The organism is Streptomyces sp. NPDC056222, from assembly GCF_042264065.1.
In the GTDB taxonomy this organism is placed as follows: domain Bacteria; phylum Actinomycetota; class Actinomycetes; order Streptomycetales; family Streptomycetaceae; genus Streptomyces.
Window position 1 is genome coordinate 8,633 of the sequence record NZ_JBHJTL010000017.1, and the last position, 25,198, is coordinate 33,830.

At 69.8% G+C, this 25,198-nt stretch carries 19 protein-coding genes and 1 pseudogene; 16 read left to right on the forward strand and 4 right to left on the reverse strand.

Translation table 11 applies throughout. The annotated features are described in order from the left end of the window. Position 1 precedes the first annotated feature (1 nt). From ACFC0D_RS11175 to nuoN, 13 genes are read left to right on the forward strand one after another with little or no spacing between them, the layout of a single operon-like run. Entirely contained in the window at positions 2-556 is a 555-nt protein-coding gene (locus ACFC0D_RS11175) for an NADH-quinone oxidoreductase subunit B family protein (protein WP_003998928.1), read from the forward strand. Further along, entirely contained in the window at positions 553-1,284 is a 732-nt protein-coding gene (locus ACFC0D_RS11180) for an NADH-quinone oxidoreductase subunit C (RefSeq protein WP_329117346.1), read from the forward strand. The genes ACFC0D_RS11175 and ACFC0D_RS11180 overlap by 4 nt, the downstream gene beginning before the upstream one ends. After that, positions 1,284-2,606, forward strand: coding sequence for an NADH-quinone oxidoreductase subunit D (locus tag ACFC0D_RS11185; RefSeq protein WP_376433511.1), 1,323 nt, complete (start codon positions 1,284-1,286; stop codon positions 2,604-2,606). The genes ACFC0D_RS11180 and ACFC0D_RS11185 overlap by 1 nt, the downstream gene beginning before the upstream one ends. Beyond that, positions 2,603-3,346, forward strand: coding sequence for an NADH-quinone oxidoreductase subunit NuoE (gene nuoE, locus ACFC0D_RS11190; RefSeq protein WP_376433512.1), 744 nt, complete (start codon positions 2,603-2,605; stop codon positions 3,344-3,346). The genes ACFC0D_RS11185 and nuoE overlap by 4 nt, the downstream gene beginning before the upstream one ends. Then, positions 3,346-4,695 carry an NADH-quinone oxidoreductase subunit NuoF gene (gene nuoF, locus ACFC0D_RS11195; protein WP_376433513.1) on the forward strand — a complete coding sequence of 450 codons (1,350 nt, stop codon included), beginning with the start codon at positions 3,346-3,348 and terminating at the stop codon, positions 4,693-4,695. The genes nuoE and nuoF overlap by 1 nt, the downstream gene beginning before the upstream one ends. After that, a complete protein-coding gene (locus ACFC0D_RS11200) occupies positions 4,692-7,175 on the forward strand; it encodes an NADH-quinone oxidoreductase subunit G (RefSeq protein WP_376433514.1) in 2,484 nt (827 codons plus the stop codon). The genes nuoF and ACFC0D_RS11200 overlap by 4 nt, the downstream gene beginning before the upstream one ends. Then, positions 7,172-8,527 (forward strand): NADH-quinone oxidoreductase subunit NuoH, encoded by a 1,356-nt coding sequence (gene nuoH, locus ACFC0D_RS11205; protein WP_376433515.1) that lies wholly within the window; start codon positions 7,172-7,174, stop codon positions 8,525-8,527. Before ACFC0D_RS11200 ends, nuoH begins: the two co-directional genes overlap by 4 nt. Next, positions 8,520-9,098, forward strand: coding sequence for an NADH-quinone oxidoreductase subunit NuoI (gene nuoI, locus ACFC0D_RS11210; RefSeq protein ID WP_376433516.1), 579 nt, complete (start codon positions 8,520-8,522; stop codon positions 9,096-9,098). The genes nuoH and nuoI overlap by 8 nt, the downstream gene beginning before the upstream one ends. Further along, positions 9,095-9,922 carry an NADH-quinone oxidoreductase subunit J gene (locus tag ACFC0D_RS11215; RefSeq protein WP_376433517.1) on the forward strand — a complete coding sequence of 276 codons (828 nt, stop codon included), beginning with the start codon at positions 9,095-9,097 and terminating at the stop codon, positions 9,920-9,922. The genes nuoI and ACFC0D_RS11215 overlap by 4 nt, the downstream gene beginning before the upstream one ends. After that, positions 9,919-10,218 carry an NADH-quinone oxidoreductase subunit NuoK gene (gene nuoK / locus ACFC0D_RS11220; RefSeq protein WP_376433518.1) on the forward strand — a complete coding sequence of 100 codons (300 nt, stop codon included), beginning with the start codon at positions 9,919-9,921 and terminating at the stop codon, positions 10,216-10,218. Before ACFC0D_RS11215 ends, nuoK begins: the two co-directional genes overlap by 4 nt. 11 nt (positions 10,219-10,229) lie before the next feature. Then, entirely contained in the window at positions 10,230-12,125 is a 1,896-nt protein-coding gene (nuoL, locus tag ACFC0D_RS11225) for an NADH-quinone oxidoreductase subunit L (protein ID WP_376433520.1), read from the forward strand. Between the two features lie 5 nt (positions 12,126-12,130). Continuing rightward, entirely contained in the window at positions 12,131-13,735 is a 1,605-nt protein-coding gene (locus ACFC0D_RS11230; RefSeq protein WP_376433523.1) for an NADH-quinone oxidoreductase subunit M, read from the forward strand. Then, positions 13,732-15,381 (forward strand): NADH-quinone oxidoreductase subunit NuoN, encoded by a 1,650-nt coding sequence (nuoN, locus tag ACFC0D_RS11235; RefSeq protein ID WP_376433525.1) that lies wholly within the window; start codon positions 13,732-13,734, stop codon positions 15,379-15,381. Before ACFC0D_RS11230 ends, nuoN begins: the two co-directional genes overlap by 4 nt. 63 nt (positions 15,382-15,444) lie before the next feature. Here nuoN and fahA read toward each other — a convergent pair whose 3' ends face one another. Beyond that, entirely contained in the window at positions 15,445-16,671 is a 1,227-nt protein-coding gene (gene fahA, locus ACFC0D_RS11240) for a fumarylacetoacetase (RefSeq protein ID WP_376433527.1), read from the reverse strand. A gap of 284 nt (positions 16,672-16,955) precedes the next feature. On the opposite strand from fahA, the gene ACFC0D_RS11245 reads away from it, so the two are divergent. Then, complete coding sequence (locus tag ACFC0D_RS11245; RefSeq protein ID WP_376433529.1) at positions 16,956-18,254, forward strand: LPXTG cell wall anchor domain-containing protein; 1,299 nt, start codon at positions 16,956-16,958, stop codon at positions 18,252-18,254. A gap of 61 nt (positions 18,255-18,315) precedes the next feature. Here ACFC0D_RS11245 and ACFC0D_RS11250 read toward each other — a convergent pair whose 3' ends face one another. Both ACFC0D_RS11250 and ACFC0D_RS11255 read right to left on the reverse strand, forming a co-directional pair. Continuing rightward, positions 18,316-20,343, reverse strand: a complete 2,028-nt coding sequence (locus tag ACFC0D_RS11250; RefSeq protein ID WP_376433531.1) for a CocE/NonD family hydrolase — start codon at positions 20,341-20,343, stop codon at positions 18,316-18,318. A 62-nt stretch (positions 20,344-20,405) separates the two neighbouring features. Beyond that, a pseudogene (locus ACFC0D_RS11255) lies at positions 20,406-20,874 on the reverse strand (hypothetical protein); the annotation flags it as partial. A 166-nt stretch (positions 20,875-21,040) separates the two neighbouring features. On the opposite strand from ACFC0D_RS11255, the gene ACFC0D_RS11260 reads away from it, so the two are divergent. Together ACFC0D_RS11260 and ACFC0D_RS11265 are read left to right on the forward strand one after the other, a co-directional pair. Beyond that, positions 21,041-22,051: a polyprenyl synthetase family protein gene (locus ACFC0D_RS11260; RefSeq protein ID WP_376433533.1), complete on the forward strand. Its 1,011-nt coding sequence runs from the start codon at positions 21,041-21,043 to the stop codon at positions 22,049-22,051. Between the two features lie 313 nt (positions 22,052-22,364). Next, on the forward strand, positions 22,365-23,513 hold the full coding sequence (locus ACFC0D_RS11265) for an outer membrane lipoprotein carrier protein LolA (protein WP_376433535.1): 1,149 nt from the start codon (positions 22,365-22,367) through the stop codon (positions 23,511-23,513). A gap of 71 nt (positions 23,514-23,584) precedes the next feature. Here the strand turns inward: ACFC0D_RS11265 and ACFC0D_RS11270 are convergent, their stop codons facing one another. Beyond that, positions 23,585-24,889, reverse strand: coding sequence for a M28 family metallopeptidase (locus ACFC0D_RS11270; RefSeq protein ID WP_376433537.1), 1,305 nt, complete (start codon positions 24,887-24,889; stop codon positions 23,585-23,587). Positions 24,890-25,198 lie beyond the last annotated feature (309 nt).

Here is a 25,198-nt window from a genome sequence, read left to right on the forward strand (position 1 = left end):
TATGGGACTCGAAGAGAAGCTGCCGAGCGGCTTTCTGCTGACGACGGTCGAACAGGCCGCGGGCTGGGTGCGCAAGGCGTCCGTCTTCCCCGCGACCTTCGGCCTCGCCTGCTGCGCCATCGAGATGATGACGACCGGCGCCGGGCGTTACGACCTGGCGCGCTTCGGCATGGAGGTCTTCCGCGGCTCACCGCGCCAGGCCGACCTGATGATCGTGGCCGGCCGCGTCAGCCAGAAGATGGCGCCCGTCCTGCGGCAGGTCTATGACCAGATGCCCAACCCCAAGTGGGTCATCTCCATGGGGGTTTGCGCGTCTTCAGGCGGAATGTTCAACAATTACGCGATTGTGCAGGGCGTTGACCACATTGTTCCGGTTGACATCTATTTGCCCGGATGCCCGCCGCGCCCGGAGATGCTGATGGACGCGATTCTCAAGCTCCACCAGAAGATCCAGACCTCCAAGCTCGGCGTGAACGCGGAGGAAGCGGCCCGCGAGGCGGAGGAAGCGGCGCTCAAGGCCCTGCCGACCATTGAGATGAAGGGTCTGCTCCGGTGAGCGACGAAACTCCGAACCCCGAGAAGGAGCTCTCCGAGCAGAACCTGCCCGGGCAGCGCGGGGAGCACGGTGAGGAGGTCCGCGTCCAGCGCGGGATGTTCGGCGCCAACAACGGCGGCGACACCTCCGGCTACAGCGGCCTCGTCCGCTCCGTACGCCTCCCCGGCGCGGCCACCCGTCCCTACGGCGGCTGGTTCGACGAGGTCGCCGACGAACTCGAGGGCGCCCTCGACGAGCAGGGCCTCCTGCCGGAGAACGCGATCGAGAAGACGGTCGTCGACCGCGACGAGCTGACCTTCCACATCGCCCGCGAGCACCTCGTCCGGGTCGCCCGCACCCTGCGCGACGACCCCGCCCTGCGCTTCGAGCTCTGTACGGGCGTCTCCGGCGTCCACTACCTCGGCGACAAGGGCCGCGAGCTGCACGCCGTGTACCACCTGCGCTCGCTCACCCACGGCCGGCTGATCCGGCTGGAGGTGTCCGCCCCGGACGCCGACCCGCACATCCCGTCGCTCGTCGCGGTCTATCCGACCAACGACTGGCACGAGCGCGAGACGTACGACTTCTTCGGCATCGTCTTCGACGGCCACCCCGCCCTCACCCGGATCATGATGCCGGACGACTGGCAGGGCTTCCCGCAGCGCAAGGACTACCCCCTCGGCGGCATCGCCGTCGAATACAAGGGCGCCCAGATCCCGGCTCCTGACCAGCGGAGGTCGTACAGCTGATGAGCACCGAACACGCCTCCGCACGCGAGACCACCGAAGGCACCGTCTACACCGTCACCGGTGGCGACTGGGAAGAGGTCGTCGAGTCCGCCGCCAAGGCCGACGACGAGCGGATCATCGTCAACATGGGTCCCCAGCACCCGTCCACGCACGGCGTGCTGCGGCTGATCCTGGAGATCGACGGCGAGACCGTCACCGAGGCCCGCTGCGGCATCGGGTACCTCCACACCGGCATCGAGAAGAACCTCGAGTTCCGGACCTGGACGCAGGGCACCACCTTCGTCACGCGCATGGACTACCTCACCTCGTTCTACAACGAGACGGCGTACTGCCTGGGCGTCGAGAAGCTGCTCGGCATCACCGACCAGATCCCGGACCGGGCCAGCGTCATCCGGGTGCTCCTCATGGAGCTCAACCGGCTCTCCTCCCACCTGGTGTGCATCGCCACCGGCGGCATGGAGCTCGGCGCGACCACGATCATGATCTACGGCTTCCGGGACCGCGAGATGATCCTGGACCTGTACGAGCTGATCACCGGCCTGCGGATGAACCACGCGTTCATCCGCCCCGGCGGCCTCGCCCAGGACCTCCCGCCCGGCGCCGTCGACGCCGTGCGCGAGTTCGTGAAGACCATGAAGAAGAACCTGCCGGAGTACGACAAGCTCGCCACCGGCAACCCCATCTTCAAGGCCCGTATGCAGGACGTCGGCTACCTCGACCTCAGCGGCTGCATGGCGCTCGGCGCCACCGGACCGATCCTGCGCTCCGCGGGCCTCCCGCACGACCTGCGCAAGACGGACCCGTACTGCGGCTACGAGAACTACGAGTTCGACATCCCGACCGCCGACACCTGCGACTCCTACGGCCGCTTCCTCGTCCGCCTGGAGGAGATGCGGCAGTCGCTGCGGATCGTCGAGCAGTGCCTCGACCGGCTGGAGCCCGGCCCGGTCATGGTCGGCGACAAGAAGATCGCCTGGCCCGCGCAGCTCGCGCTCGGCCCGGACGGACTCGGCAACTCCCTCGACCACATCAAGAAGATCATGGGCACCTCCATGGAGGCCCTGATCCACCACTTCAAGCTGGTCACCGAGGGCTTCCGCGTCCCCGCCGGACAGGCGTACGCGGCCGTCGAATCGCCCAAGGGCGAGCTCGGCGTGCACGTCGTCTCCGACGGCGGCACCCGCCCCTACCGGGTCCACTTCCGCGACCCGTCCTTCACCAACCTGCAGGCCATGGCGGCGATGTGCGAGGGCGGCCAGGTCGCCGACGTCATCGTCGCCGTCGCGTCCATCGACCCCGTGATGGGAGGCGTCGACCGATGACGGACGGACAGACCAGTCTCGGGATGCCCCAGCTCCCCGCCCCCGACTACCCGGCCGAGGTACGCGCCCGGCTGGAGGCGGACGCCAAGGACATCATCGCCCGCTACCCGGGGTCCCGGTCCGCGCTCCTCCCGCTGCTGCACCTCGTGCAGTCGGAGGAGGGCCATGTGACCCGTACCGGCATGAAGTTCTGCGCCGAGATCCTCGGCCTGACCACCGCCGAGGTCACCGCGGTCGCCACCTTCTACACGATGTACCGCCGCAAGCCCTCCGGCGACTACCAGGTCGGGGTCTGCACCAACACGCTCTGCGCGGTCATGGGCGGCGACGCCATCTTCGAGGAGCTCAAGGAGCACCTCGGCGTCGGCAACAACGAGACCACCGAGGACGGCAAGGTCACGCTGGAGCACATCGAGTGCAACGCGGCCTGCGACTTCGCGCCCGTGGTGATGGTCAACTGGGAGTTCTTCGACAACCAGACGCCCGCGTCGGCCAAGAAGATCGTCGACGACCTGCGGGCCGGCCGCCCGGTCGAGCCGACGCGGGGCGCGCCGCTCTGCACGTACAAGGAGACCGCGCGCATCCTGGCCGGCTTCCCCGACGAGCGCGAGGGGGCCGTCGAGGCCACCGGAGGGGCCGGCCCGGCCTCGCTCGTCGGGCTGCGGCTGGCCAAGGGCGAGACCCCGCACCACAAGATCGTCCACCCGCGCGGCGAATCGGCCAGTGGGGAGGGGGAGTGATGACCTTGGCAGCCGAGATCAACAACAGCAGCCCCGAGAAGCTTCTGGCACCGGTCCTCTCGGCGTTCTGGGACCAGCCCGACGCCTGGACCCTGGAGACGTACAAGAGGCACGAGGGGTACGAGGGTCTGAGGAAGGCCCTCGCGATGACGCCCGACGACCTCATCGCGTACGTCAAGGACTCCGGTCTGCGCGGCCGCGGCGGCGCCGGCTTCCCCACCGGGATGAAGTGGCAGTTCATCCCGCAGGGCGACGGCAAGCCGCACTACCTCGTCGTCAACGCCGACGAGTCCGAGCCGGGCACCTGCAAGGACATCCCGCTCCTCTTCGCCAACCCGCACTCCCTCATCGAGGGAATGATCATCGCCTGCTACGCGATCCGCTCCGAGCACGCGTTCATCTACCTGCGCGGCGAGGTCGTGCCCGTCCTGCGCCGCCTGCACGAGGCGGTGCGCGAGGCCTACGACGCCGGCCTCCTCGGCCAGGACATCCTCGGCAGCGGTTTGAACCTCGACATCACCGTGCACGCGGGCGCCGGCGCGTACATCTGCGGCGAGGAGACCGCGCTGCTCGACTCGCTCGAAGGGCGACGCGGCCAGCCCCGGCTGCGTCCCCCCTTCCCCGCGGTCGCCGGTCTGTACGCCTGCCCCACCGTGGTGAACAACGTCGAGTCCATCGCCTCCGTTCCCGCGATCCTCAACCGGGGCAAGGACTGGTTCAAGTCGATGGGCAGCGAGAAGTCCCCGGGCTTCACGCTCTACTCGCTCAGCGGGCACGTCGCCTCGCCGGGCCAGTACGAGGCCCCGCTCGGGATCACCCTGCGCCAGCTCCTCGACATGAGCGGCGGGATGCGGCCGGGCCACCGGCTGAAGTTCTGGACCCCGGGCGGCTCCTCCACCCCGATGTTCACCGACGAGCACCTCGACGTCCCGCTCGACTACGAGGGCGTGGGCGCGGCCGGCTCGATGCTGGGCACCAAGGCGCTCCAGTGCTTCGACGAGACGACGTGCGTGGTCCGCGCGGTGACCCGGTGGACCGAGTTCTACGCCCACGAGTCCTGCGGCAAGTGCACGCCCTGCCGCGAAGGCACCTACTGGCTCGTGCAGTTGCTCCGTGACATCGAGGCCGGCAAGGGCGTGATGTCCGACCTCGACAAGCTCAACGACATCGCCGACAACATCAACGGCAAGTCGTTCTGCGCGCTCGGCGACGGCGCCGCCTCCCCGATCTTCTCCTCGCTGAAGTACTTCCGCGCGGAGTACGAGCAGCACATCACCGGCCGGGGCTGCCCCTTCGACCCGGCCAAGTCGACCGCCTGGGCGGACAACCACAAGGAGGTGACGGCATGACGGTCACCACGGCCGGCCCCGCGGGCGGCGGTTCCCCGGCGGTACCGCCGGAGGACATGGTCACGCTGACCATCGACGGCGCCGAGATCTCCGTCCCCAAGGGGACCCTGGTCATCCGCGCCGCTGAGCAGCTCGGCATCGAGATCCCGCGGTTCTGCGACCACCCGCTCCTCGACCCGGCCGGCGCCTGCCGGCAGTGCATCGTCGAGGTCGAGGGCCAGCGCAAGCCGATGGCGTCCTGCACCATCACCTGCACCGACGGCATGGTGGTGAAGTCCCAGCTGACCTCGCCCGTCGCCGAGAAGGCCCAGCACGGCGTGATGGAGCTGCTGCTCATCAACCACCCGCTGGACTGCCCGGTCTGCGACAAGGGCGGCGAGTGCCCGCTGCAGAACCAGGCGATGTCCCACGGGCAGGCGGAGTCCCGCTTCGAGGGCCACAAGCGGACCTACGAGAAGCCGGTGCCGATCTCGACCCAGGTGCTGCTCGACCGTGAGCGGTGCGTCCTCTGCGCGCGCTGCACCCGGTTCTCCAACCAGATCGCCGGCGACCCGATGATCGAGCTGGTCGAGCGTGGCGCGCTCCAGCAGGTCGGCACCGGCGAGGGCGACCCGTTCGAGTCGTACTTCTCCGGCAACACGATCCAGATCTGCCCGGTGGGCGCGCTGACCTCGGCGGCGTACCGGTTCCGCTCCCGCCCCTTCGACCTCGTCTCCTCCCCGAGCGTCTGCGAGCACTGCGCGGGCGGCTGCGCCACACGCACCGACCACCGGCGCGGCAAGGTCATGCGGCGGCTCGCGGCCGAGGACCCGGAGGTCAACGAGGAGTGGGTGTGCGACAAGGGGCGGTTCGCCTTCCGGTACGCCCAGCAGCGTGACCGGCTGACGACGCCGCTCGTACGGAACCCGGAGACGGGCGTCCTCGAAGCGGCCTCCTGGCCGGAGGCCCTGGAGGCCGCGGCCCGCGGACTGGTCAGGGGCCGTACCGGCGTCCTGGCCGGCGGGCGGCTGACCGTCGAGGACTCCTACGCGTACGCCAAGTTCGCCCGGGTCGCCCTCGACACCAACGACGTCGACTTCCGCGCCCGCGTCCACTCCAGCGAGGAGGCCGACTTCCTGGCCTCCACCGTGGCGGGCCGCGGCCGCGACCTGGACGGCTCGGGAGTCACGTACACCTCCCTCGAAGCCGCCCCGGCGGTGCTGCTCGTCGGCTTCGAGTCGGAGGAGGAGGCGCCCGGTGTCTTCCTGCGGCTCCGCAAGGCCTGGCTCAAGCAGGGCCAGAAGACGTACGCGCTCGCCTCGCACGCGACCCGGGGCCTGGTGAAGGCGGGCGGCACGCTGCTCTCGGCCGCGCCCGGCACCGAGACCGAGTGGCTGGACGCCCTCACCTCCCGGGTCGGCCTCGACGAGGCCGGCACCCACGCGGCCGAGGCGCTGCGCAAGGACGGCGCGGTCATCGTCGTCGGCGAGCGGCTCGCCGCGGTGCCCGGCGGACTGACCGCCGCCGTGCGGACGGCGACGGCGACGGGTGCCCAGCTGGTGTGGATTCCGCGCCGTGCCGGAGAGCGCGGCGCGCTCGAAGCCGGCGCCATCCCGACGCTGCTGCCCGGCGGCCGCCCCACGACCGACCCACGCGCGCGTGAGGAGGTCGCGGCCGCCTGGGGCGTACGCGAACTCCCGCACGGCTACGGTCGCGACACCGGCCAGATCGTCGAGGCCGCGGCCACCGGCGAACTGGGCGCGCTGCTCGTCGGCGGCGTCGAGGTCCGCGACCTGCCCGACCCGGCACGCGCGCGTGAGGCCCTCGACGCGGCGTTCGTGGTCTCCCTGGAGCTGCGGCCCAGCGAGGTCACCGAGCGGGCCGACGTGGTCCTGCCGGTCGCCGCGGTCGCCGAGAAGCCCGGCACCTTCCTCAACTGGGAAGGCAGGGCGCGGCTCTTCGAGGCCGCGCTCAAGCCCGAGCAGATGACCCGGACGCTGCCCCCGGCGGACGCGCGCGTGCTGCACATGCTCGCCGACGCCCTCGACACGCACCTGGCCCTGCCCGATCTGCGCGCGATCCGCCGCGAGCTGGACCGGCTCGGCGGCTGGGACGGCGAGCGGGCCTCCGAGCCCGTCGAGCCCGCGCAGCCCGCGCCCCGGCCGGGCGAGGGCGAGGCGGTCCTCGCCGGACACCGGCTCCTGCTCGACCTGGGCCGCCTCCAGGAGGGTGACACGGCCCTGGCCGGCACCCGCCACGCGGCGGTCGCCCGCCTCTCGGCCGCCACCGCCGCCGAGACCGGCGTCAAGGACGGCGACCTCCTCGCCGTCACCGGCCCGGCCGGTTCGGTCCGACTCCCGCTCCAGGTCACCGAGATGCCCGACCGCGTGGTCTGGCTCCCGCTGAACTCCACGGCGGGCGGCGTCCTCTCCGACACCGGCGCCCACCCGGGCGACCTGGTCCGCATCGGCGCGGCGGATTCGACGGAGGTGCAGGCATGACCACGCTGCTCGCTGCGGAAGACCTCTCCATGTTCGGGACCGACCCCTGGTGGCTCGTCGCGATCAAGGCCGTCTTCTGCTTCGCCTTCCTGATGATCACCGTGCTGTTCTCCATCGTGTGGGAGCGCAAGGTCGTCGCCTGGATGCAGCTGCGCGTCGGGCCCAACCGGCACGGACCCTGGGGTCTCCTCCAGTCCCTCGCGGACGGCATCAAGCTGATGCTCAAGGAGGACGTCGTCGTCAAGCGCGCCGACAAGGTCGTCTACATCCTCGCGCCGATCATCGCCGCCGCCCCCGCGTTCATGGCCATCGCCGTGATCCCGTTCGGTCCGGCCGGCAACGAGGTCTCGATCTTCGGCCACCGCACCTCGATGCAGCTCACCGACCTGCCGATCGCCATGCTGTACGTGCTGGCCATCGCCTCGGTCGGCATCTACGGCATCGTGCTCGCGGGCTGGTCCTCCGGCTCGACGTACCCGCTCCTCGGCGGTCTGCGCTCCTGCGCGCAGATGATCTCCTACGAGATCGCCATGGGTGCCGCGTTCGCCTCGGTCTTCCTCTACTCCGGGTCGATGTCGACCTCGGCGATCGTCGAGGCGCAGGCCGACCGCTGGTTCATCATCCTGCTGCCGGTCTCGTTCATCATCTACGTCGTCACGATGGTCGGCGAGACCAACCGCGCCCCGTTCGACATGCCCGAGTCCGAGGGCGACCTGGTCGGCGGCTTCAACACTGAGTACTCCTCCATCAAGTTCGCGATGTTCATGCTCGCCGAGTACGTGAACATGGTGACGGTCTCCGCCGTCTCCGTGACGCTCTTCCTCGGCGGCTGGCGCGCCCCGTACCCCATCTCCACCTTCTGGGAGGGCGCGAACCACGGCTGGTGGCCGATGCTCTGGTTCGTCCTCAAGGTGCAGCTGCTGCTCTTCTTCTTCATCTGGCTCCGCGGCACCCTGCCCCGCGTCCGCTACGACCAGCTGATGAAGCTCGGCTGGAAGGTCCTCATCCCGGTCTCGGTGCTCTGGCTGATGCTGGTCGCCACCGTCCGCGCCCTGCGCAACGAGAACGTCGGCTTCCAGAACATCGTGCTGTACGTCGCCGGCGCCGTCATCGCCGTCCTCCTCCTCTCCTTCATCGCGGACATGTTCCGCGACAGGAGGGCCAAGGCCGCCGAGGTCGAGGACGAGCGCCCCTTCGATCCGATGGCCGGCGGCTTCCCCGTACCGCCCAAGCCCGGACAGTCCCTGCCGCCCGTACCCCGGCGCAGGCCCCGGCACGACCGGGACCTCGTTGTCAGTGGTGGCCCCGATACTGCTACTGCGAGTGAGGGAAAGGAGACGGACGGTGTCTGATTTCCAGAATCCGGTGGCCGGCTTCGGCGTGACCTTCAAGGCCATGTTCAAGAAGCGGCTGACCGAGCAGTACCCGGAGCAGCAGAAGACGACCGCTCCGCGCTTCCACGGCCGGCACCAGCTCAACCGTCACCCCGACGGCCTCGAGAAGTGCGTCGGCTGCGAGCTCTGCGCCTGGGCCTGCCCCGCGGACGCCATCTATGTGGAGGGCGCGGACAACACCGACGAGGAGCGCTACTCCCCGGGTGAGCGGTACGGCGTCGTCTACCAGATCAACTACGCCCGCTGCATCCTGTGCGGGCTGTGCATCGAGGCCTGCCCCACGCGGGCGCTGACGATGACGAACGAGTTCGAACTGGCCGACTCCTCCCGCGAGAACCTGATCTACACCAAGGAGCAGCTCCTCGCGGGCCTGGAGGAGGGCATGGTCGACTCGCCGCACGCCATCTTCCCGGGGATGGACGAGCAGGACTACTACCGGGGTCTGGTCACGGAGGCCGCGCCGGGCACGGTCCGTCAGGTCGCCACCTCCAAGGGGGAGAAGGGCGAATCGGAAGAGGTGGACGCATGAGCACCACCCTTGCCGCCTACGCGACCTCGAGCGGCGAAGCCTTCCAGTTCTGGGTCCTCGGCACCGTCGCCGTCATCGGCGCCCTGTGCACGGTCCTGATGAAGAAGGCCATGCACAGCGCCCTCTGTCTGGCCGGCACGATGATCGTCCTTGCGGTCTTCTACCTCGCCAACGGCGCGTACTTCCTCGGCATCGTCCAGATCGTCGTCTACACCGGCGCGATCATGATGCTGTTTCTCTTCATCGTCATGCTGGTCGGTGTCACGGCGGCGGACTCGCTGAAGGAGACCATCAAGGGGCAGCGCTGGTGGGCCGCGGCCTGCGGGCTCGGCTTCGGCATCCTGCTGATCGCCGGCATCGGCCAGGCCGCCCTGACGGAGTTCAACGGACTCGGCGCGGCCAACAGCGCGTACGGCGGAAACGTCGAGGGCCTCGCCGCCCTCATCTTCACCAAGTACGTCTTCGCCTTCGAGATCACCGGCGCCCTGCTCATCACCGCGGCCGTCGGCGCGATGGTGCTCACCCACCGCGAGCGCACCGAACGGGCCCGCACCCAGCGGGAGCTGTCGGAGCAGCGCGTGCGCGAGGGCACGCACGTGCCGCCGCTGCCCGCTCCGGGTGTCTACGCCCGGCACAACGCGGTGGACATCGCCGGTCTGCTGCCCGACGGCACGCCCGCCGAGCTGACCGTGATGCAGACGCTGCGCAAGCGCGGCCAGATCCGCGATGTGTCCACCGAGGCGCTGGCCGACCTCAAGGCGCTGGAGCAGCGCTCCGAGGAGCGGCTCGGCCGGGACCGGGACGAAGAGGAGGCCTCGCGGTGAACCCCGTCAACTATCTGTATCTCGCCGCCCTGTTGTTCACCATCGGTGCGGTCGGCGTGCTGATCCGGCGCAACGCGATCGTCGTCTTCATGTGCGTGGAGCTGATGCTCAACGCCTGCAACCTCGCGTTCGTCGCCTTCTCCCGGATGCACGGCAACCTCGACGGCCAGATCATCGCCTTCTTCACGATGGTCGTCGCCGCCGCGGAGGTCGTGGTCGGGCTCGCGATCATCGTGTCGCTGTTCCGTTCCCGCCACTCGGCCTCGGTCGACGACGCCAGCCTGATGAAGCTGTGAGGGGCTGAATCGTGGAGAACCTGATTGCGCTGCTCGTCGCGGCGCCCCTGCTGGGAGCGGCCGTCCTGCTGTGCGGCGGGCGGCGCCTGGACAAGGCCGGGCCCCTGCTCGGCACGCTGCTCGCGGCCGTCTCCTTCGTCATCGGTGCCGTGCTCTTCGCCGACATGCTCGGCAAGAGCGCGGACGACCGGGCCCTGTACCAGCACCTGTACACCTGGATCCCCGTCGAGGGCTTCCAGGCGGAGATGGCCTTCCAGCTCGACCAGCTGTCGATGACGTTCGTGCTGCTGATCACCGGCGTGGGCTCGCTGATCCATGTGTACTCGATCGGGTACATGGAGCACGACGAGCGCAAGCGCCGCTTCTTCGGCTATCTGAACCTGTTCCTCGCGGCGATGCTGCTCCTCGTCCTCGCCGACAACTACCTGCTGCTGTACTTCGGCTGGGAGGGCGTCGGCCTCGCCTCGTACCTCCTGATCGGCTTCTGGCAGCACAAGCCCAGCGCGGCCACCGCCGCGAAGAAGGCCTTCCTGGTCAACCGGGTCGGCGACATGGGCCTGTCGATCGCCATCATGATCATGTTCACCACCTTCGGGACCTTCGCCTTCGGGCCGGTCCTGGAGGCGACCGGTGAGACGAGCGAGGGCACGCTGACCGCGATCGCCCTGATGCTGCTCCTCGCGGCCTGCGGCAAGTCGGCCCAGGTGCCGCTGCAGTCCTGGCTCGGGGACGCGATGGAGGGCCCGACCCCGGTCTCGGCCCTCATCCACGCGGCCACGATGGTCACCGCCGGCGTGTACCTCATCGTCCGCTCCGCCGACATCTTCAACGCCGCCCCGGACGCCCAGCTCGTCGTCGTCGTGGTCGGCGCGGTCACGCTCCTCTTCGGTGCGATCGTCGGTTGCGCGAAGGACGACATCAAGAAGGCCCTGGCCGGTTCGACGATGTCGCAGATCGGCTACATGATCCTGGCGGCGGGCCTCGGCCCCATCGGTTACGTCTTCGCGATCATGCACCTGGTCACGCACGGCTTCTTCAAGGCCGGGCTCTTCCTCGGCGCCGGTTCGGTCATGCACGGCATGAACGACGAGGTCGACATGCGCCGTTACGGCGGCCTGCGGAAGTACATGCCGATCACCTTCGTCACCTTCGGCCTCGGCTATCTCGCGATCATCGGCTTCCCGGGCCTGTCCGGCTTCTTCTCCAAGGACAAGATCATCGAGGCGGCCTTCGCCAAGGGCGGCACCGAGGGCTGGATCCTCGGCGCGGTCACGCTGCTCGGTGCGGCCATCACGGCGTACTACATGACCCGCGTGATGCTGATGACCTTCTTCGGCGAGAAGCGCTGGCAGCCCGACGAGAAGGGCGAGCTGCCGCACCCGCACGAGTCCCCGAAGTCGATGACGATGCCGATGATCCTGCTGGCCTTCGGGTCCGTTCTCGCGGGTGGCTTCTTCAGCATCGGCGACCGGTTCATCACCTGGCTGGAGCCGGTGACCTCGTTCGAGCACGGGCACCCGCCGATCAGCGCCGGAGCCATCACGTCCGCCACGGTCGCCGTCATGGTGATCGGCGTCGGACTCGCGTACGTCCAGTACGGGCGCAGGCCCGTCCCGGTCACCGCACCGCGCGGCTCCCTGCTCACCCGGGCCGCCCGCCGCGACCTGCTCCAGGACGACTTCAACCACGCCGTCTTCGTGACGGGCGGCACGCATCTCACCCGCTCGCTCGTCTATGTCGACCACACCCTGGTCGATGGAGTGGTCAACGGCACCGCGGCCTCGGTCGGGGGCCTGTCCGGCCGGCTGCGCAAGCTGCAGAACGGCTACGCCCGCACGTATGCGGTCTCCATGTTCGGAGGTACGGCGGTGCTGATCGCCGCGACCCTGCTGATGAGGGCGGTGTAACTGCCATGTCGCAAGTAGTGAACGCAGGGTTCCCGATCCTGACGGCGACGGCAGCGGTGCCGGCGGTCGGTGCGATCCTCACCGCCGCCGTCCCCGCCGCCCGTCGCACCGCCGCCAAGTGGCTGGCGCTGACCGTCTCGCTCGTCACGCTCGTCCTCGCCGTCGTCGTCCTCGTGGACTTCGAACCCGGCGGCGACCGCTACCAGTTCGTCGAGTCCTACTCCTGGATCAAGGACTTCGGGGTCCGCTACGAACTGGGCGTGGACGGCATCGGGGTGGCGCTGATCGCGCTGACCGCGCTGCTGATCCCCTTCATCATCCTGGCCGGCTGGCACGACGCCGACCCTCTGGAGACGAAGAGCAGCCGCTGGCGGCCGACCCAGGGCTTCTTCGCCCTGATCCTGATGGTCGAGGCGATGGTGATCCTCTCCTTCGAGGCCACCGACGTCTTCCTCTTCTACATCCTGTTCGAAGCCATGCTCATCCCGATGTACTTCCTCATCGGCGGCTTCGGCGACCGGGCGCACGCCGGCTCGGACGAGAACGCGGCGGCCCAGCGCTCCTACGCGGCCGTCAAGTTCCTGCTCTACAACCTGGTCGGCGGCCTCATCATGCTGGCCGCCGTCATCGGGCTCTACGTGGTCGCGGGGAACTTCTCCCTCACCGAGATCGCCGCCGCCCGTGCCGACGGCTCGCTGGAGATGGCGACCAACACCGAACGGCTGCTGTTCCTCGGCTTCTTCTTCGCCTTCGCGGTGAAGGCGCCGCTGTGGCCGCTGCACACCTGGCTGCCGAACGCGATGGGGGAGGCGACCGCGCCGGTCGCCGTGCTCATCACCGCGGTGGTCGACAAGGTCGGCACGTTCGCGATGCTCCGCTTCTGCCTCCAGCTCTTCCCGGAGGCCTCGAAGTGGGCGACCCCGGTGATCATCGCGCTCGCGCTGGTCAGCATCGTCTACGGGGCGCTGCTGGCGGTCGGCCAGCGGGACATCAAGCGCCTGGTCGCCTACGCCTCGATCTCGCACTTCGGCTTCATCATCATGGGCATCTTCGCGATGACCAGCCAGGGCCAGAGCGGCGCGACGCTCTACATGGTCAACCACGGCATCTCGACGGCCGCGCTGATGCTGGTCGCCGGCTTCCTGATCTCCCGGCGCGGCTCGCGGCTCATCGCCGACTACGGCGGTGTGCAGAAGGTCGCCCCGGTGCTCGCCGGCACCTTCCTGATCGGCGGCCTGGCCACCCTCTCGCTGCCGGGCCTCGCGCCCTTCGTGAGTGAATTCCTAGTCCTGGTCGGCACGTTCGCCCGGTACCCGGTGGCGGGCATCATCGCCACCACCGGCATCGTCCTCGCCGCGCTCTACACCCTCGTCCTGTACCAGCGGACGATGACGGGCCCGGTGGCGACGGAGGAGATCCGGACGATGCCGGACCTGCGGGTGCGGGAACTGGTCGTGGTCGCCCCGCTGATCGCCCTGCTGATCTTCCTCGGGGTGTTCCCGAAGCCGCTGACGGACATCGTCAACCCGGCCGTCATGCACACCATGTCCGACGTCCAGCAGAGTGACCCCCAGCCCACCGTTCCTCTCCAAACCGTGGAGGCCAAGTGAGTGCGACGGCTGTCCACAGCCTGTGGACGACGGCCGCCGAGCCGTTGACCAAGATCCCGGCACCCCACATCGAGTACGTCCAGCTCTCGCCCGTACTCATCGTGGTCGGCGCCGCGGTCCTCAGCGTCCTGGTCGAGGCCTTCGTGCCCCGCAAGGGCCGCTACCAGAGCCAGGTGTTCCTCACCGTCCTGGCGCTCGTGGCCGCGTTCGCCGCCATCGTCGGCCTCGCCGCCGGGGGCTACGGCTCCACCAAGGCCCACATCGCGGCCATGGGCGCCATCGCCGTCGACGGCCCGGCGCTCTTCCTGCAGGGCACCATTCTGCTGGCCTCGATCGTCGCGGTCTTCACCTTCGCCGAGCGCCGGCTCGACCCGGCCGACCACGGCCACAAGGTCGACTCCTTCGCCGCCGAGGCCGCAGCCGTCCCCGGCGGCGAGCAGGAGAAGGCCGCGACCAAGGCCGGATTCACCACCACCGAGGTGTTCCCGCTCGCGCTGTTCGCCATCGCCGGCATGTTGGTCTTCCCCGCCGCCAACGACCTCCTGACGCTCTTCATCGCCCTGGAGGTCTTCTCCCTCCCGCTCTACCTGCTCTGCGCCGTAGCCCGCCGCAAGCGGCTGATGTCGCAGGAGGCGGCGGTCAAGTACTTCCTGCTCGGCGCCTTCTCCTCGGCGTTCCTGCTCTTCGGGATCGCCCTGCTCTACGGCTACGCGGGCTCCGTCTCGTACGCCACCATCGCCGACGTCGTCGACGGTTCGGTCGCCGCGGTGAACCCGGCCCTCGCCCAGACCATGGGCAACGACGTCCTGCTGCTCATCGGCTTCGCCCTGGTCCTGATGGGGCTGCTCTTCAAGGTCGGCGCCGTGCCGTTCCACATGTGGACCCCGGACGTCTACCAGGGCGCGCCGACCCCGGTCACCGGCTTCATGGCGGCCGCGACGAAGGTGGCCGCGTTCGGCGCGCTGCTGCGTCTGCTGTACGTGGTGCTGCCGGGTCTCACCTGGGACTGGCGGCCGGTCATGTGGGGCGTCGCCATCGTCACCATGCTGGGCGGCGCGATCGTCGCGATCACCCAGACCGACATCAAGCGGCTCCTCGCGTACTCCTCCATCGCACACGCGGGCTTCCTGCTGGCCGGTGTCATCGCCGCCACGCCCACCGGCATCTCCTCGGTGCTCTTCTACCTGGGCGCGTACTCCTTCGTGACGATCGGCGCGTTCGCGGTCGTCACGCTGGTCCGGGACGCGGGCGGCGAGGCGACGCACCTGTCCAAGTGGGCTGGTCTGGGCCGCCGTTCACCGCTCGTGGCCGCGGTCTTCGCGGTCTTCCTGCTCGCCTTCGCCGGCATCCCGCTGACCTCCGGATTCTCCGGCAAGTTCGCGGTCTTCAAGGCGGCGGCGGAGGGTGGCGCGGGCGCCCTGGTCGTCGTCGGCGTCCTCTCGTCGGCGATCGCCGCGTTCTTCTACATCCGGGTGATCGTGCTGATGTTCTTCAGCGAGCCGAAGGCGGACGGCCCCACGGTCGCCGTGCCCTCGGGCTTCACGACCGCCACGATCACGGTCGGCGTCGTCGTGACGCTGGTGCTCGGTCTCGCGCCGCAGTACTTCCTCGATCTGGCGGGCCAGGCGAGTGTCTTCGTGAGGTAGGCCGACGTCGTCAGGGCCCGGTCTCCGCTCGCGCGGGGGCCGGGCCCTGACGTATGTCTGCGGCTACGGAGCCGGAACGATCCGGCCGGTCACCTCGCCGAGCGCGACCTGCGTACCGTCCGGGCCCGGCGCCCACGCGGTGAGCGTGACCACGTCGCCGTCCTCCAGGAACGTCCGCTTCCCGGTGGGGAGTTCGAGCGCGTCGCGGCCGTTCCACGTCAGTTCGAGCAGCGAGCCGCGCTGGTGCACCTCGGGGCCCGAGACCGTGCCGGAGCCGTACAGGTCACCGGTCCGCAGCGAAGCGCCGTTGACCGTCATGTGGGCGAGCTGCTGGGCGGCCGTCCAGTACATCGTGGCGAACGGCGGCTCCGAGACCACCTCGCCGTTGATCTCGACCGTGATCCGCAGGTCGAAACCGCCGGGCTCCTCGTCGGCGGAGTCGTCCAGGTACGGCAGCAGATCGAAGTCCCGGGCCGGCGGCGCGGTGCGGGCCGCGTCCAGGGCCTCCAGGGGGGTCACCCAGGCCGACACGGACGTCGCGAACGACTTGCCGAGGAACGGGCCGAGCGGCACGTACTCCCAGGCCTGGATGTCCCGCGCCGACCAGTCGTTGAGGAGCGTGAGCCCGAAGACGTGCTCACGGAAGTCCCCGAGCGCGACCGGCGTGCCGTGCGCGGACGGGGTGCCGACGACGAAGCCGACCTCCGCCTCGATGTCCAGCTTCACCGAAGGGCCGAAGACGGGCGCCGCGTCCGTGGGCGCCTTGCGCTGCCCGGAGGGGCGTACGACATCGGTGCCGGAGACCACGACCGTGCCCGCGCGACCGTGGTAGCCGATCGGCAGATGCTTCCAGTTCGGCGTGAGCGCGTCGCCGTCCGGGCGGAAGATGTGGCCGACGTTGGTGGCGTGGTGCTCGCTCGCGTAGAAGTCCACGTAGTCCGCGACCTCGAACGGCAGGTGCATCGTGACCGCGTCCAGCGGGTGCAGCAGGGGCTCTATGTCCGGCCGGTGGGCAGGCACGGTCACCCAGGCGGTCAGGGCGCGGCGCACATCGCGCCAGGCGGTCCGTCCGGCGGCCAGCAGCGGGTTGAGGCTGGGCTGCGCGAGCAGAGCGGCATAGGGGGACCCGAGGGCGTGCGCCGCCGCTCCCGCGTCGAGGACATGACCGCCGATGCGGACGCCGACCCTCCGCCGATCGGGCTCGTCGGCGGTGGAGAAGACGCCGTACGGAAGGTTGTGCGGGCCGAAGGGATCGCCTTCGGCGAGGTCGAGCGGGGACTGCTCGGGCATCGGTGCTTGCCTCGCTTTCCACAGGTGTGGGGGACACGTTACGGGGCGGGCCGCTCGGCGTGGATGACATGGGTCACACAGAAAGTGAGGCCTCCGTGCACAACTGTCCATGTTCGCGCGCTTTATGCATGCTGTGCGGCGGCTGTGCGACTGAGCGCGTTCAATTACCGCTTTTCCCGACCCTTATTCGGGTCATACGATCTCGGCAACGTCGCACCGCGTGAAGTCCCCGCAGGCGCGACCCCCCATTTCTTTCATCTTCGTTCGACCAGAAAAGGTCCGCCTTGAAGATTCGCCGCATTCTCGCGACGGCCGTGGCCGCCGCCGTGACGACGCCCGTCGTCTTCCTCTCGGCCGCTCCGGCGTTCGCCGACACCAAGCCGGCCGCGCCGGCGCAGACGCAGGACGAGCAGCCCTCGCTCGAGCAGCTGAAGAAGGCGGTGTCGGACGCGCAGAAGGCGTACGACATCGCCGTCATCGCCCACAACGACGCCGTGAAGGCTCTCGAGGCCACGACCAAGGACGACCACCCGCTGGTGGTCGCCAAGGCCGCTGCCAAGACGGCCGCCGAGGCCGCCGCCACGGCCAAGACCGAGGCCGACGCCAAGCTGGTCAAGGCCGAGGCCGACCTGGCCGCGCTGCCCGCCGATGCCACGCCCGAGGCCAAGACCGCCGCGGAGCAGGCCGTCGCCGAGGCCAAGACGGCCGCCGAGGCCGCCGCCACGACCAAGACCGAGGCCGACGCCAAGCTGGTCGCGGCCGGCACGGCTGTCGACGACGAGCGCGTCGCCAAGGCGCGTGCTACCGAGGTCGCCAAGCAGGCCAAGGAGACCGCCCTCAAGACCCTCGACGCCGCCAAGAAGGCGCTCGCCGACGCCGAGGCCGAGGAGGGTGAGGAGCCGGTCGAGGAGTGCGTGCCGGAGTCCAAGTTCACCACCGTCGTCCACGGCCTGCCCGAGAAGGTCGTCGCCGGCACCACCGTGAACTTCACGCTGCGCGTCACCAACGGCACCGACAAGAAGATGGACGAGGTGTACCCGTACGCCGCCGTCCACGCCTTCGACGAGAAGGGCATCAAGGAGCTCGACAAGTACCTCGACCTCGAGTGGTCCACCGCGGCCGACCCGCAGTGGGAGGACGTCAACCCCGGTGAGAGCCTCTTCGTCGGCGCGCTGAACGCCAAGTCCTCCACCGACGTCAAGCTGCGGCTGAAGCTCGACGCGAAGACCCCGGCCGGCCAGGGTGCCGCCTTCGTCGCCGGTGACTACTGGAACGAGGACGAGTCCTGCGGTGGTACTCCGGACCTGGAGTACTACGAGTTCGCCATCCTGGCCAAGGGCAGCAACCCGGGCAAGGTGGACGACGCCAAGGGCAAGCCCGGCAACACCAACACCACCCCGCAGGGCGGCACCTCCACCACTCCGGTGAACGGTGGGACCACGGGCTCCACCGACGGCTCGCTCGCCAAGACCGGCTCGAACGACGTCGTCCCGCAGATCGCCCTCGCGGGCGCCGCGGCCGTCGCGCTCGGCGCCGGTGCGATGTTCGTCGTCCGTCGCCGTAAGGCCGGCTCGAACGCCTGATCCGAGCAGTGACTGAGGGGCCCGCATTCCACCTGGAATGCGGGCCTCCTTTCTTTCCCGTTCACCCCGCCGTCCGTGGAATCCGTTTCTCCCACGTCCGGTGGAAAAGAACCTCCCCGCCCTCTTTGCACACCACCTCGTTCGACGTGACGAATGCGTTCGCGTCGCAGGAGATCTCCGAACGCGACTCGACCGTGACGTTCCACGCCAACTCCGGGCGGTGCAGCCGGATCGACCAGTCCGAGCGGGTGCGGGCGGAGAGGGGATCGTCCTCGACGATGGTGTACGTCTCCAGTGCGTCCTCCGTGTATTCCAGGCCGTCCGGATGGACCCGAGTGCCGCCGTAACGGGGGTCGACCTCCAGCTTCCATTCGCCCTTGGCCACATCCCGCACCACCAGCCGTTCCGGGCGGGGTTCCTCCAGCGTCGCCGGAACGACCACGCCCAGCGGTTCGGACTGCTCCGGCTCCTCCCACTCCACGGCGTCGTCCGTGTGCCGACGGACCGGCAGCGTCAGGTTCGAGGAGGCCGGGTCGAGCGTGAAGCCCGCCGCGTCGGGCTGCGGCCAGATCCACGGCCAGTACGCGGAGGAGACCGCGAGGCGGACCCGGTGGCCGGGCGGGAAGGTGTGGCCGATGCCGTTCAGCTCGAAGACATGGTCCTCGTCCTCGCCGAGCTGCGCCTCCACCGCGCGGTCGCGGCCGTAGCGGGCGGACAGGTTCAGCACGCCCCGCGTGACGAGCGTCGAGGAGCCGTCCGGCGCGATGTCGCAGAGGCGGGCGATCACCTGTCCCGTCGGCGCACCGGCGCGCAGCGACAGGCTCACCCGCGGCCGGCCCAGGATCTCGATCGGCGCGCCGTCCTCCGGGACCGCGAAGTCGAAGCAGGCCGAGTGGGCGTCCTCGTCGCGCTGGTCGGGCGGCAGATCGGCGTCGTTGCCGAAGGGGAAGAAGCGGCCCGCGTCCAGGCCGGTCTGCTGCGGGGAGTCGACGAGCACCGGCTCGCCCTGGAAGGCGTACGTCACGGGGGTGACGTTCGGGGACGGCCAGGCGGGGTCGGCGACCCAGCGGCCCGGCAGCTCCTCGTAGACGGTGGCCGGCGGGTGCGACTCGCTGATCCAGGAACGCAGCAGCGGCTCCGCCATCACGTCGTTGTCCGTGCCCTTGAGGTGGTGGTCCCACCAGCGCAGGGTCTCCTGGAGGAAGCCGATCGCCGGGCCCGGCGGCAGACCCCGGTCCGGGTACTGGTGCGACCAGGGGCCGATGATCCCGCGCACCCGGTCCTGGGGGAGGTGCTCCACCAGTCGCAGCACGGTGTCCCGGTACGGGTCGTGCCAGCCGCCCACCGCGAGGACGGCCGCCCGGATCGCGCCGTAGTCCTCGCAGACGCTGCCGTGCTTCCAGTATTCGTCGCGGGTCTGGTGGGCGAGCCAGGTGTGGATGAACGGGTCCACCGCCTCCAGGCGCGTCAGCCACATCTCCCGCCACTCCTCGCCCACGTACCGCGGGTCCGGCGGCCGGGAGACGAAGGCGAGCATGGTGGCCGCCCAGGCGTGCATGTCCACGGCGAGCACGGAGCCGCCCATGTAGTGGACGTCGTTGTCGTAGCGGTCGTCGGTCGAGCAGACGGTGACGACCGCCTTCAGCGGCTCGGGGGCCAGCGCGGCGATCTGGAGCGCGTTGAAGCCGCCCCAGGAGATGCCGAACATGCCGACCTTCCCCGAGCACCACGGCTGCTCGGCCAGCCAGTTCACCACCGCGACGCCGTCGGCCAGCTCGACGGCGTCGTACTCGTCGCCCGGCAGGCCCTCACTGTTGCCGTGGCCGCGCACGTCGACGCGTACGGAGGCGTAGCCGTGTCCGGCGTACCAGGGGTGGCGCTGCCGGTCGCGGGGCGCCGTCCAGTCCGTGAGGCGGTACGGCAGGTACTCCAGGAGGGCGGGGACGGGCTCGTCGGTGACCGGCCGCCAGATCCGGGCGTAGAGCCTCGTGCCTCCCCCGGAGCCTTCGGCCTGGGAGGTGCCCTCGGGGATCGGGATCCGGACATCTTCGTGGGTCGTCTCGTACGGGAACTCGGTACGGATGCGCATGGCGGACCAACCTCAGAGGACGGGGTGCATGGTGCGGCGCGGCAGGGGCGCGAGGGCGATCACGACGAGGCCCACGGTGCAACGGCCATGGCGCCGCGGAGCGGCGAGGGTCGGGCCCTGGCGCGCAGGGTCGGCGCGAACTCGGCCGAGTGCTTGCGCCCGGCCAGGTGACGGCGGCCGAGGACGCACGGGAGCAGGCCCGCGCCCGCGCTGATCGGGCCGAGCCCGACGCAGGTCGGGCCGGCGGCCGATACCCCCATGGAGCAGTGGCCGAAGGCGATCGGGGCGCGGCCGCACAGCACGGCCCGGTAGGAGCCGAGGACGCGGTCGGCGAACCGGCCGGCCGCGGCGGTGTCGGCGAAGCGGAGGACGAGGACCGTCTGCGTCCCGAGGAAGGAGGAAGGAGAATCGCTCCCGGACCTTCGGGCCCGAGAGGGGGAGGAGCCCCCTCGGCCGACGGAAGAAGGCATGATCGTCTTCGGGCGGCGGCTGCTCGCCGTTCGGGCCGGAATCGATCACTGTTCGGGACAAAGCGCCTACTCCTGGTCGTATGAGCTGATCACGAACATACCGGGGGTGGCGGGAAGGCGCCCATGTTGATCGAAAGGCGACCGGATACGCTGACTTGAGTGAATCGAGCGACACATCGACAATCCGTGTGATCGTCAGCAGGCGTCAGCAGACAGGAGACCCCCTCGTGACCGTCGTCGGGCCGTTCGGTCTTAGCGTGCGGGACCAGGCTCTTGAGGCCGATGTCCAGACCGGATTGGCGGCCGTGGAGGCAGGGCTCCTCGACGCCACCAAGAGCGAGATCCCCTTCATCACGGAGGCCGCGCAGCATCTCGTCCTGGCGGGCGGCAAGCGCTTCAGGCCGCTGCTCGTGATGCTCGCCGCCCAGTTCGGCGACCCGTACGCGCCGGGTGTCGTGCCCTCGGCCGTCGTCGTCGAGCTCACCCACCTCGCCACGCTCTACCACGACGACGTCATGGACGAGGCGGACGTGCGGCGCGGCGTCGACTCCGCGAACACCCGATGGGGCAACTCGATCGCCGTCCTGACGGGTGACTTCCTCTTCGCCCGCGCCTCGCACACGCTGGCGGACCTCGGACCCGAGGCCGTACGCATCCAGTCGGAGGCGTTCGAACGTCTGGTCACCGGCCAGATCCTGGAGACCGCGGGCCCGCAGGGCGACCGCGACCCCGTCGACCACTACCTCGACGTCCTCGGCGGCAAGACCGGCTCGCTCGTCGCCGTCTCCTGCCGCTTCGGCGCGATGATGTCCGGCGCGGACGAGGGCGTCGTCGACATCCTCACCCAGTACGGCGAGCGCCTCGGCGTCGCCTTCCAGCTCGCCGACGACGTCCTCGACATCGCCTCCGACTCCCACGAGTCCGGCAAGACCCCCGGCACGGACCTGCGCGAGGGCATCCCGACCCTGCCGGTGCTCCACCTGCGCGCGGCCGCGGCGGCCCACGGGCGCCCGGAGGACGTGGAGCTGGTCGAGCTCGTCGACAGCGACCTGAGCGACGACGCACGCCACGCGGAGGCCCTGCGACGGCTCCGCGTCCACCCCGCCCTGGAGCAGGCCCGCCGGGACACCGTGCGCTACGCGGAGGAGGCGCGGGCGATGCTGGCGCCGCTGCCCGAGGGGTACGCCAAGTCGGCTCTGCAGGAGCTCTGCGACGCGGTGGTCCACCGCGCGGGCTAGGCCCTGCCTTTCGGATCAGGCCGGATCAGCGAGCGGCGTCTGGTGCGTGCAGCTGCAAGGCGGAGGATGGAGTCCACGCGGTGGGGGCACCTCCCGTGCCCGAAGGGCTACGGGGGACGTCGACGACTGACGACAACGCGGCAGATGCGCGTGCCAGGCGTCGCGAGCCCGGCGGGATCCGGAAGGCAGGGCCTAGGGGCTCTCAGGGTCGGGTCATCCCGTAGCAGTACGCCAGGTTGAGCCCGGGGGCTGACGTTTCCGCCTCCCGTCTTTGGTCAGATGGAGTCATCGACCACGGAGGTAGGGACAGACCATGGCAGACAACCGTAAGGCGAGCCGCTACATCGTCCCGGTCGCGGTGGCCGGAGTGGCCGCTGCGACCATCGGGCTCGTACCGGCTCTCGCGGCGTCCGGTGACCCGGACCTGCCGGAGATCACGGCGCAGCAGCTGATCGAGAAGATCGCGGCGTCGGAGACGCAGACGCTGTCCGGCACGTTCAAGGTGAGCACCGACCTGGGCCTGCCGTCGGTGGCGGGCCTGGCCGGCTCCCTCGGCGGCGGCTCGGGCCCGGCTTCCGCGGACCCGCAGGAGAAGCTGACGCAGCTCGTCTCGGGCACGCACACGCTGCGCGTGGCCGCCGACGGTCCGGACCGGCAGAAGCTGACGATCCTGGACGGCTCGGACGAGTACAGCCTGATCCACAACGGCTCCGACGTGTGGGGCTACGACAGCAAGTCGAACGAGGTCTTCCACGAGAAGGCGGACGGGGCCGGGAAGGCCCCGGAGAAGGAGCTTCCGGCCACGCCGAAGGAGCTCGCCGACGAGATCCTGAAGGCCGCGGACGGCACCACGTCGATCACGGTGGGCGGCACGGCGAAGGTGGCCGGCCGGGACGCGTACCAGCTGGTCATCAAGCCGAAGCAGAGCGGCTCGATGGTCGAGTCGGTGAAGGTCGCGGTGGACGCGCAGAACGGCACCCCGCTGAAGTTCACCCTCGCCTCGGTCGACGGCGGCAAGCCGGTCGTCGACGCGGGCTTCACGAAGGTCGACTTCGGCAGGCCGGCGGCGTCCACGTTCGACTTCAAGGTGCCGAAGGGCGCCAAGGTGACGGAGGGCGGTGCGGAGCACGAGAAGGCCCCGGAGGACTTCGGCAAGGAGTTCGGGAAGCAGTTCGGCGGCCTCGGGGACCTCGGCGGCGGAGAGGGCCCGAACGTCATCGGCGAGGGCTGGACGTCGATCGCGACGTTCGACACCGGTGCCGCGGCCCCGAAGACGGACGAGGCCCCGAAGGAGGTCCAGGGCTTCCTGGACGCGCTCGGGGACAAGGTCACCGGGAAGTTCGGCTCGGGCACGGTCTTCAAGACGAAGCTCGTCAACGCCCTGATGACGGACGACGGCAAGGTGTACGTCGGCGCGGTCACCAAGGACGCGCTGGTGGAGGCGGCGAACGCCGCCAAGTGACGCGGAGTGGGACCCCGGGCGGGTCGGGGGCTGTGGTCACCGACCCACCCGGGAGTTCTGCTGCTCCGCGCTTACGGGAACGTGAGCTTGACGCTGTTGATGTAGCCGGTGTCCTGCGCGGCCCGGTCCTGTACGCGGAGCTTCCAGGCGCCGTTGGCGACCTCCGAGGAGGCGTTCACGGTGTAGGCCTGGACGAGGTTGTCGGCGCTGCCGCCGGACCGGTTGTGCAGGTTGTAGACCGAGCCGTCGGGGGCGACGAGGTCGACGACGAGGTCACCGCGGTAGGTGTGGACGATGTTCACGTCCACCTTGAGGGCGGAGGGCGCGTTGCCGGTGACGCCGGTGACGTTGACCGTGGAGGTCACCGCGGCGCCGTTGTCCGGGATCGACACGTCCGCCGCGTTCTCGAAGACCTTGCCGGGCGGCGGCGTGGTGGTACCGGCCGACAGCGTCCAGATCGCGTGGGCGACGGCGTCGCTGTTGCGGTCGAGGGCGGTGTCGTTGATGTTCGAGGTCGAGTCGCAGGAGGAGTGGTAGCAGCGGTCGAAGGCCGTGGCCGTACCGCCCCACTTCTGCACCTGGGCACTGGACTTCACCCGGCTGGCACCGGTGAACAGACCGCCGACGGGGATGCCGACGTTCTTGAACGAGGCGTGGTCGGAGCGGCCGTCGCCCTCGGTCTCGATCTCGGTGGGCACGCCGATGCCGGCGAAGTAGTCCTTGAAGGTCTGCTCGATCGCCGGGTCGTCGTCGTAGACGAAGTAGCCCGGGTTCGGTGAACCGATCATGTCGAAGTTCAGGTAGCCGGAGACCTTGGAGCGTTCGGCCGACGGCAGGTTGTTCACGTAGTACTTCGAGCCGACGAGACCGAGTTCCTCGGCGCCCCACCAGCCGAAACGCAGATGCTTCGTGGGCTGGAGGCCCGCCCGGGAGACGGCGAGAGCGGTCTCGAGGACGGCGGCGGAACCGGAGCCGTTGTCGTTGATGCCGGCGCCGGAGGTGACGGAGTCGAGGTGCGCTCCGGCCATGAGGACCTGGTTCGGGTCACCGCCCGGCCAGTCGGCTATCAGGTTGTAGCCGGTGGCGCCGCTGGAGGTGAACTGCTGGACGGTGGTGGTGTATCCGGCCGCGTCCAGCTTGGCCTTCACGAAGTCGATGGACGCCTTGTAGCCGGTACGGCCGTGGGCGCGGTTGCCACCGTTGGCGGAGGCGATCGACTGCAGGTCGGTGAGGTGCTGCTTGACGTTGGCGAGCGGGATGTCGGGTGCGGCGACCGCGGCGGGCGCGGCGTTCGCGGAGGCGCCGGTGAACCCGGCGAGGGCGAGCGCGGCGACGGCGGAGAGTGCGGCGGCGCGTCTGGGCACGGAGAACTTCATGTGGGGGCTCCGGATTCCGAACGGGGATGGGACGGAAACGTGCGAGACGCCCCGGGGCGTGGGTGCCACGAGGCGCTGGAGCTGTGCATGGTGCGATTGTGCGACGTACGTCTGTGCGTGCTGAATGTTCAGTGCGAAGGTGACTTGTCGTCAAGAGCGGAAACCGGTCAGGGGTGTTCGCTCATCGGACGGCCCGCCGGCCGGGCGTTCTCGACGGTGAGTCCGACCGGCCGGAGGCGCCGGAAGCGGTCCGGATCGCCGCACAGGGGCGCCCTCACCCGGAACGCGGCGTCCGAATCCCGCCAGCGC

Coding starts and splice junctions, on each gene's coding strand:
- fahA (WP_376433527.1), bottom strand. CDS start 16,671: ATGCCCGAGCAGTCCCCGCTCGACCTCGCCGAAGGCGATCCCTTCGGC.
- ACFC0D_RS11185 (WP_376433511.1), top strand. CDS start 1,284: ATGAGCACCGAACACGCCTCCGCACGCGAGACCACCGAAGGCACCGTC.
- ACFC0D_RS11230 (WP_376433523.1), top strand. CDS start 12,131: ATGTCGCAAGTAGTGAACGCAGGGTTCCCGATCCTGACGGCGACGGCA.
- nuoH (WP_376433515.1), top strand. CDS start 7,172: ATGACCACGCTGCTCGCTGCGGAAGACCTCTCCATGTTCGGGACCGAC.
- nuoE (WP_376433512.1), top strand. CDS start 2,603: ATGACGGACGGACAGACCAGTCTCGGGATGCCCCAGCTCCCCGCCCCC.
- ACFC0D_RS11200 (WP_376433514.1), top strand. CDS start 4,692: ATGACGGTCACCACGGCCGGCCCCGCGGGCGGCGGTTCCCCGGCGGTA.
- ACFC0D_RS11175 (WP_003998928.1), top strand. CDS start 2: ATGGGACTCGAAGAGAAGCTGCCGAGCGGCTTTCTGCTGACGACGGTC.
- ACFC0D_RS11265 (WP_376433535.1), top strand. CDS start 22,365: ATGGCAGACAACCGTAAGGCGAGCCGCTACATCGTCCCGGTCGCGGTG.
- nuoF (WP_376433513.1), top strand. CDS start 3,346: ATGACCTTGGCAGCCGAGATCAACAACAGCAGCCCCGAGAAGCTTCTG.
- ACFC0D_RS11270 (WP_376433537.1), bottom strand. CDS start 24,889: ATGAAGTTCTCCGTGCCCAGACGCGCCGCCGCACTCTCCGCCGTCGCC.
- ACFC0D_RS11250 (WP_376433531.1), bottom strand. CDS start 20,343: ATGCGCATCCGTACCGAGTTCCCGTACGAGACGACCCACGAAGATGTC.
- ACFC0D_RS11215 (WP_376433517.1), top strand. CDS start 9,095: ATGAGCACCACCCTTGCCGCCTACGCGACCTCGAGCGGCGAAGCCTTC.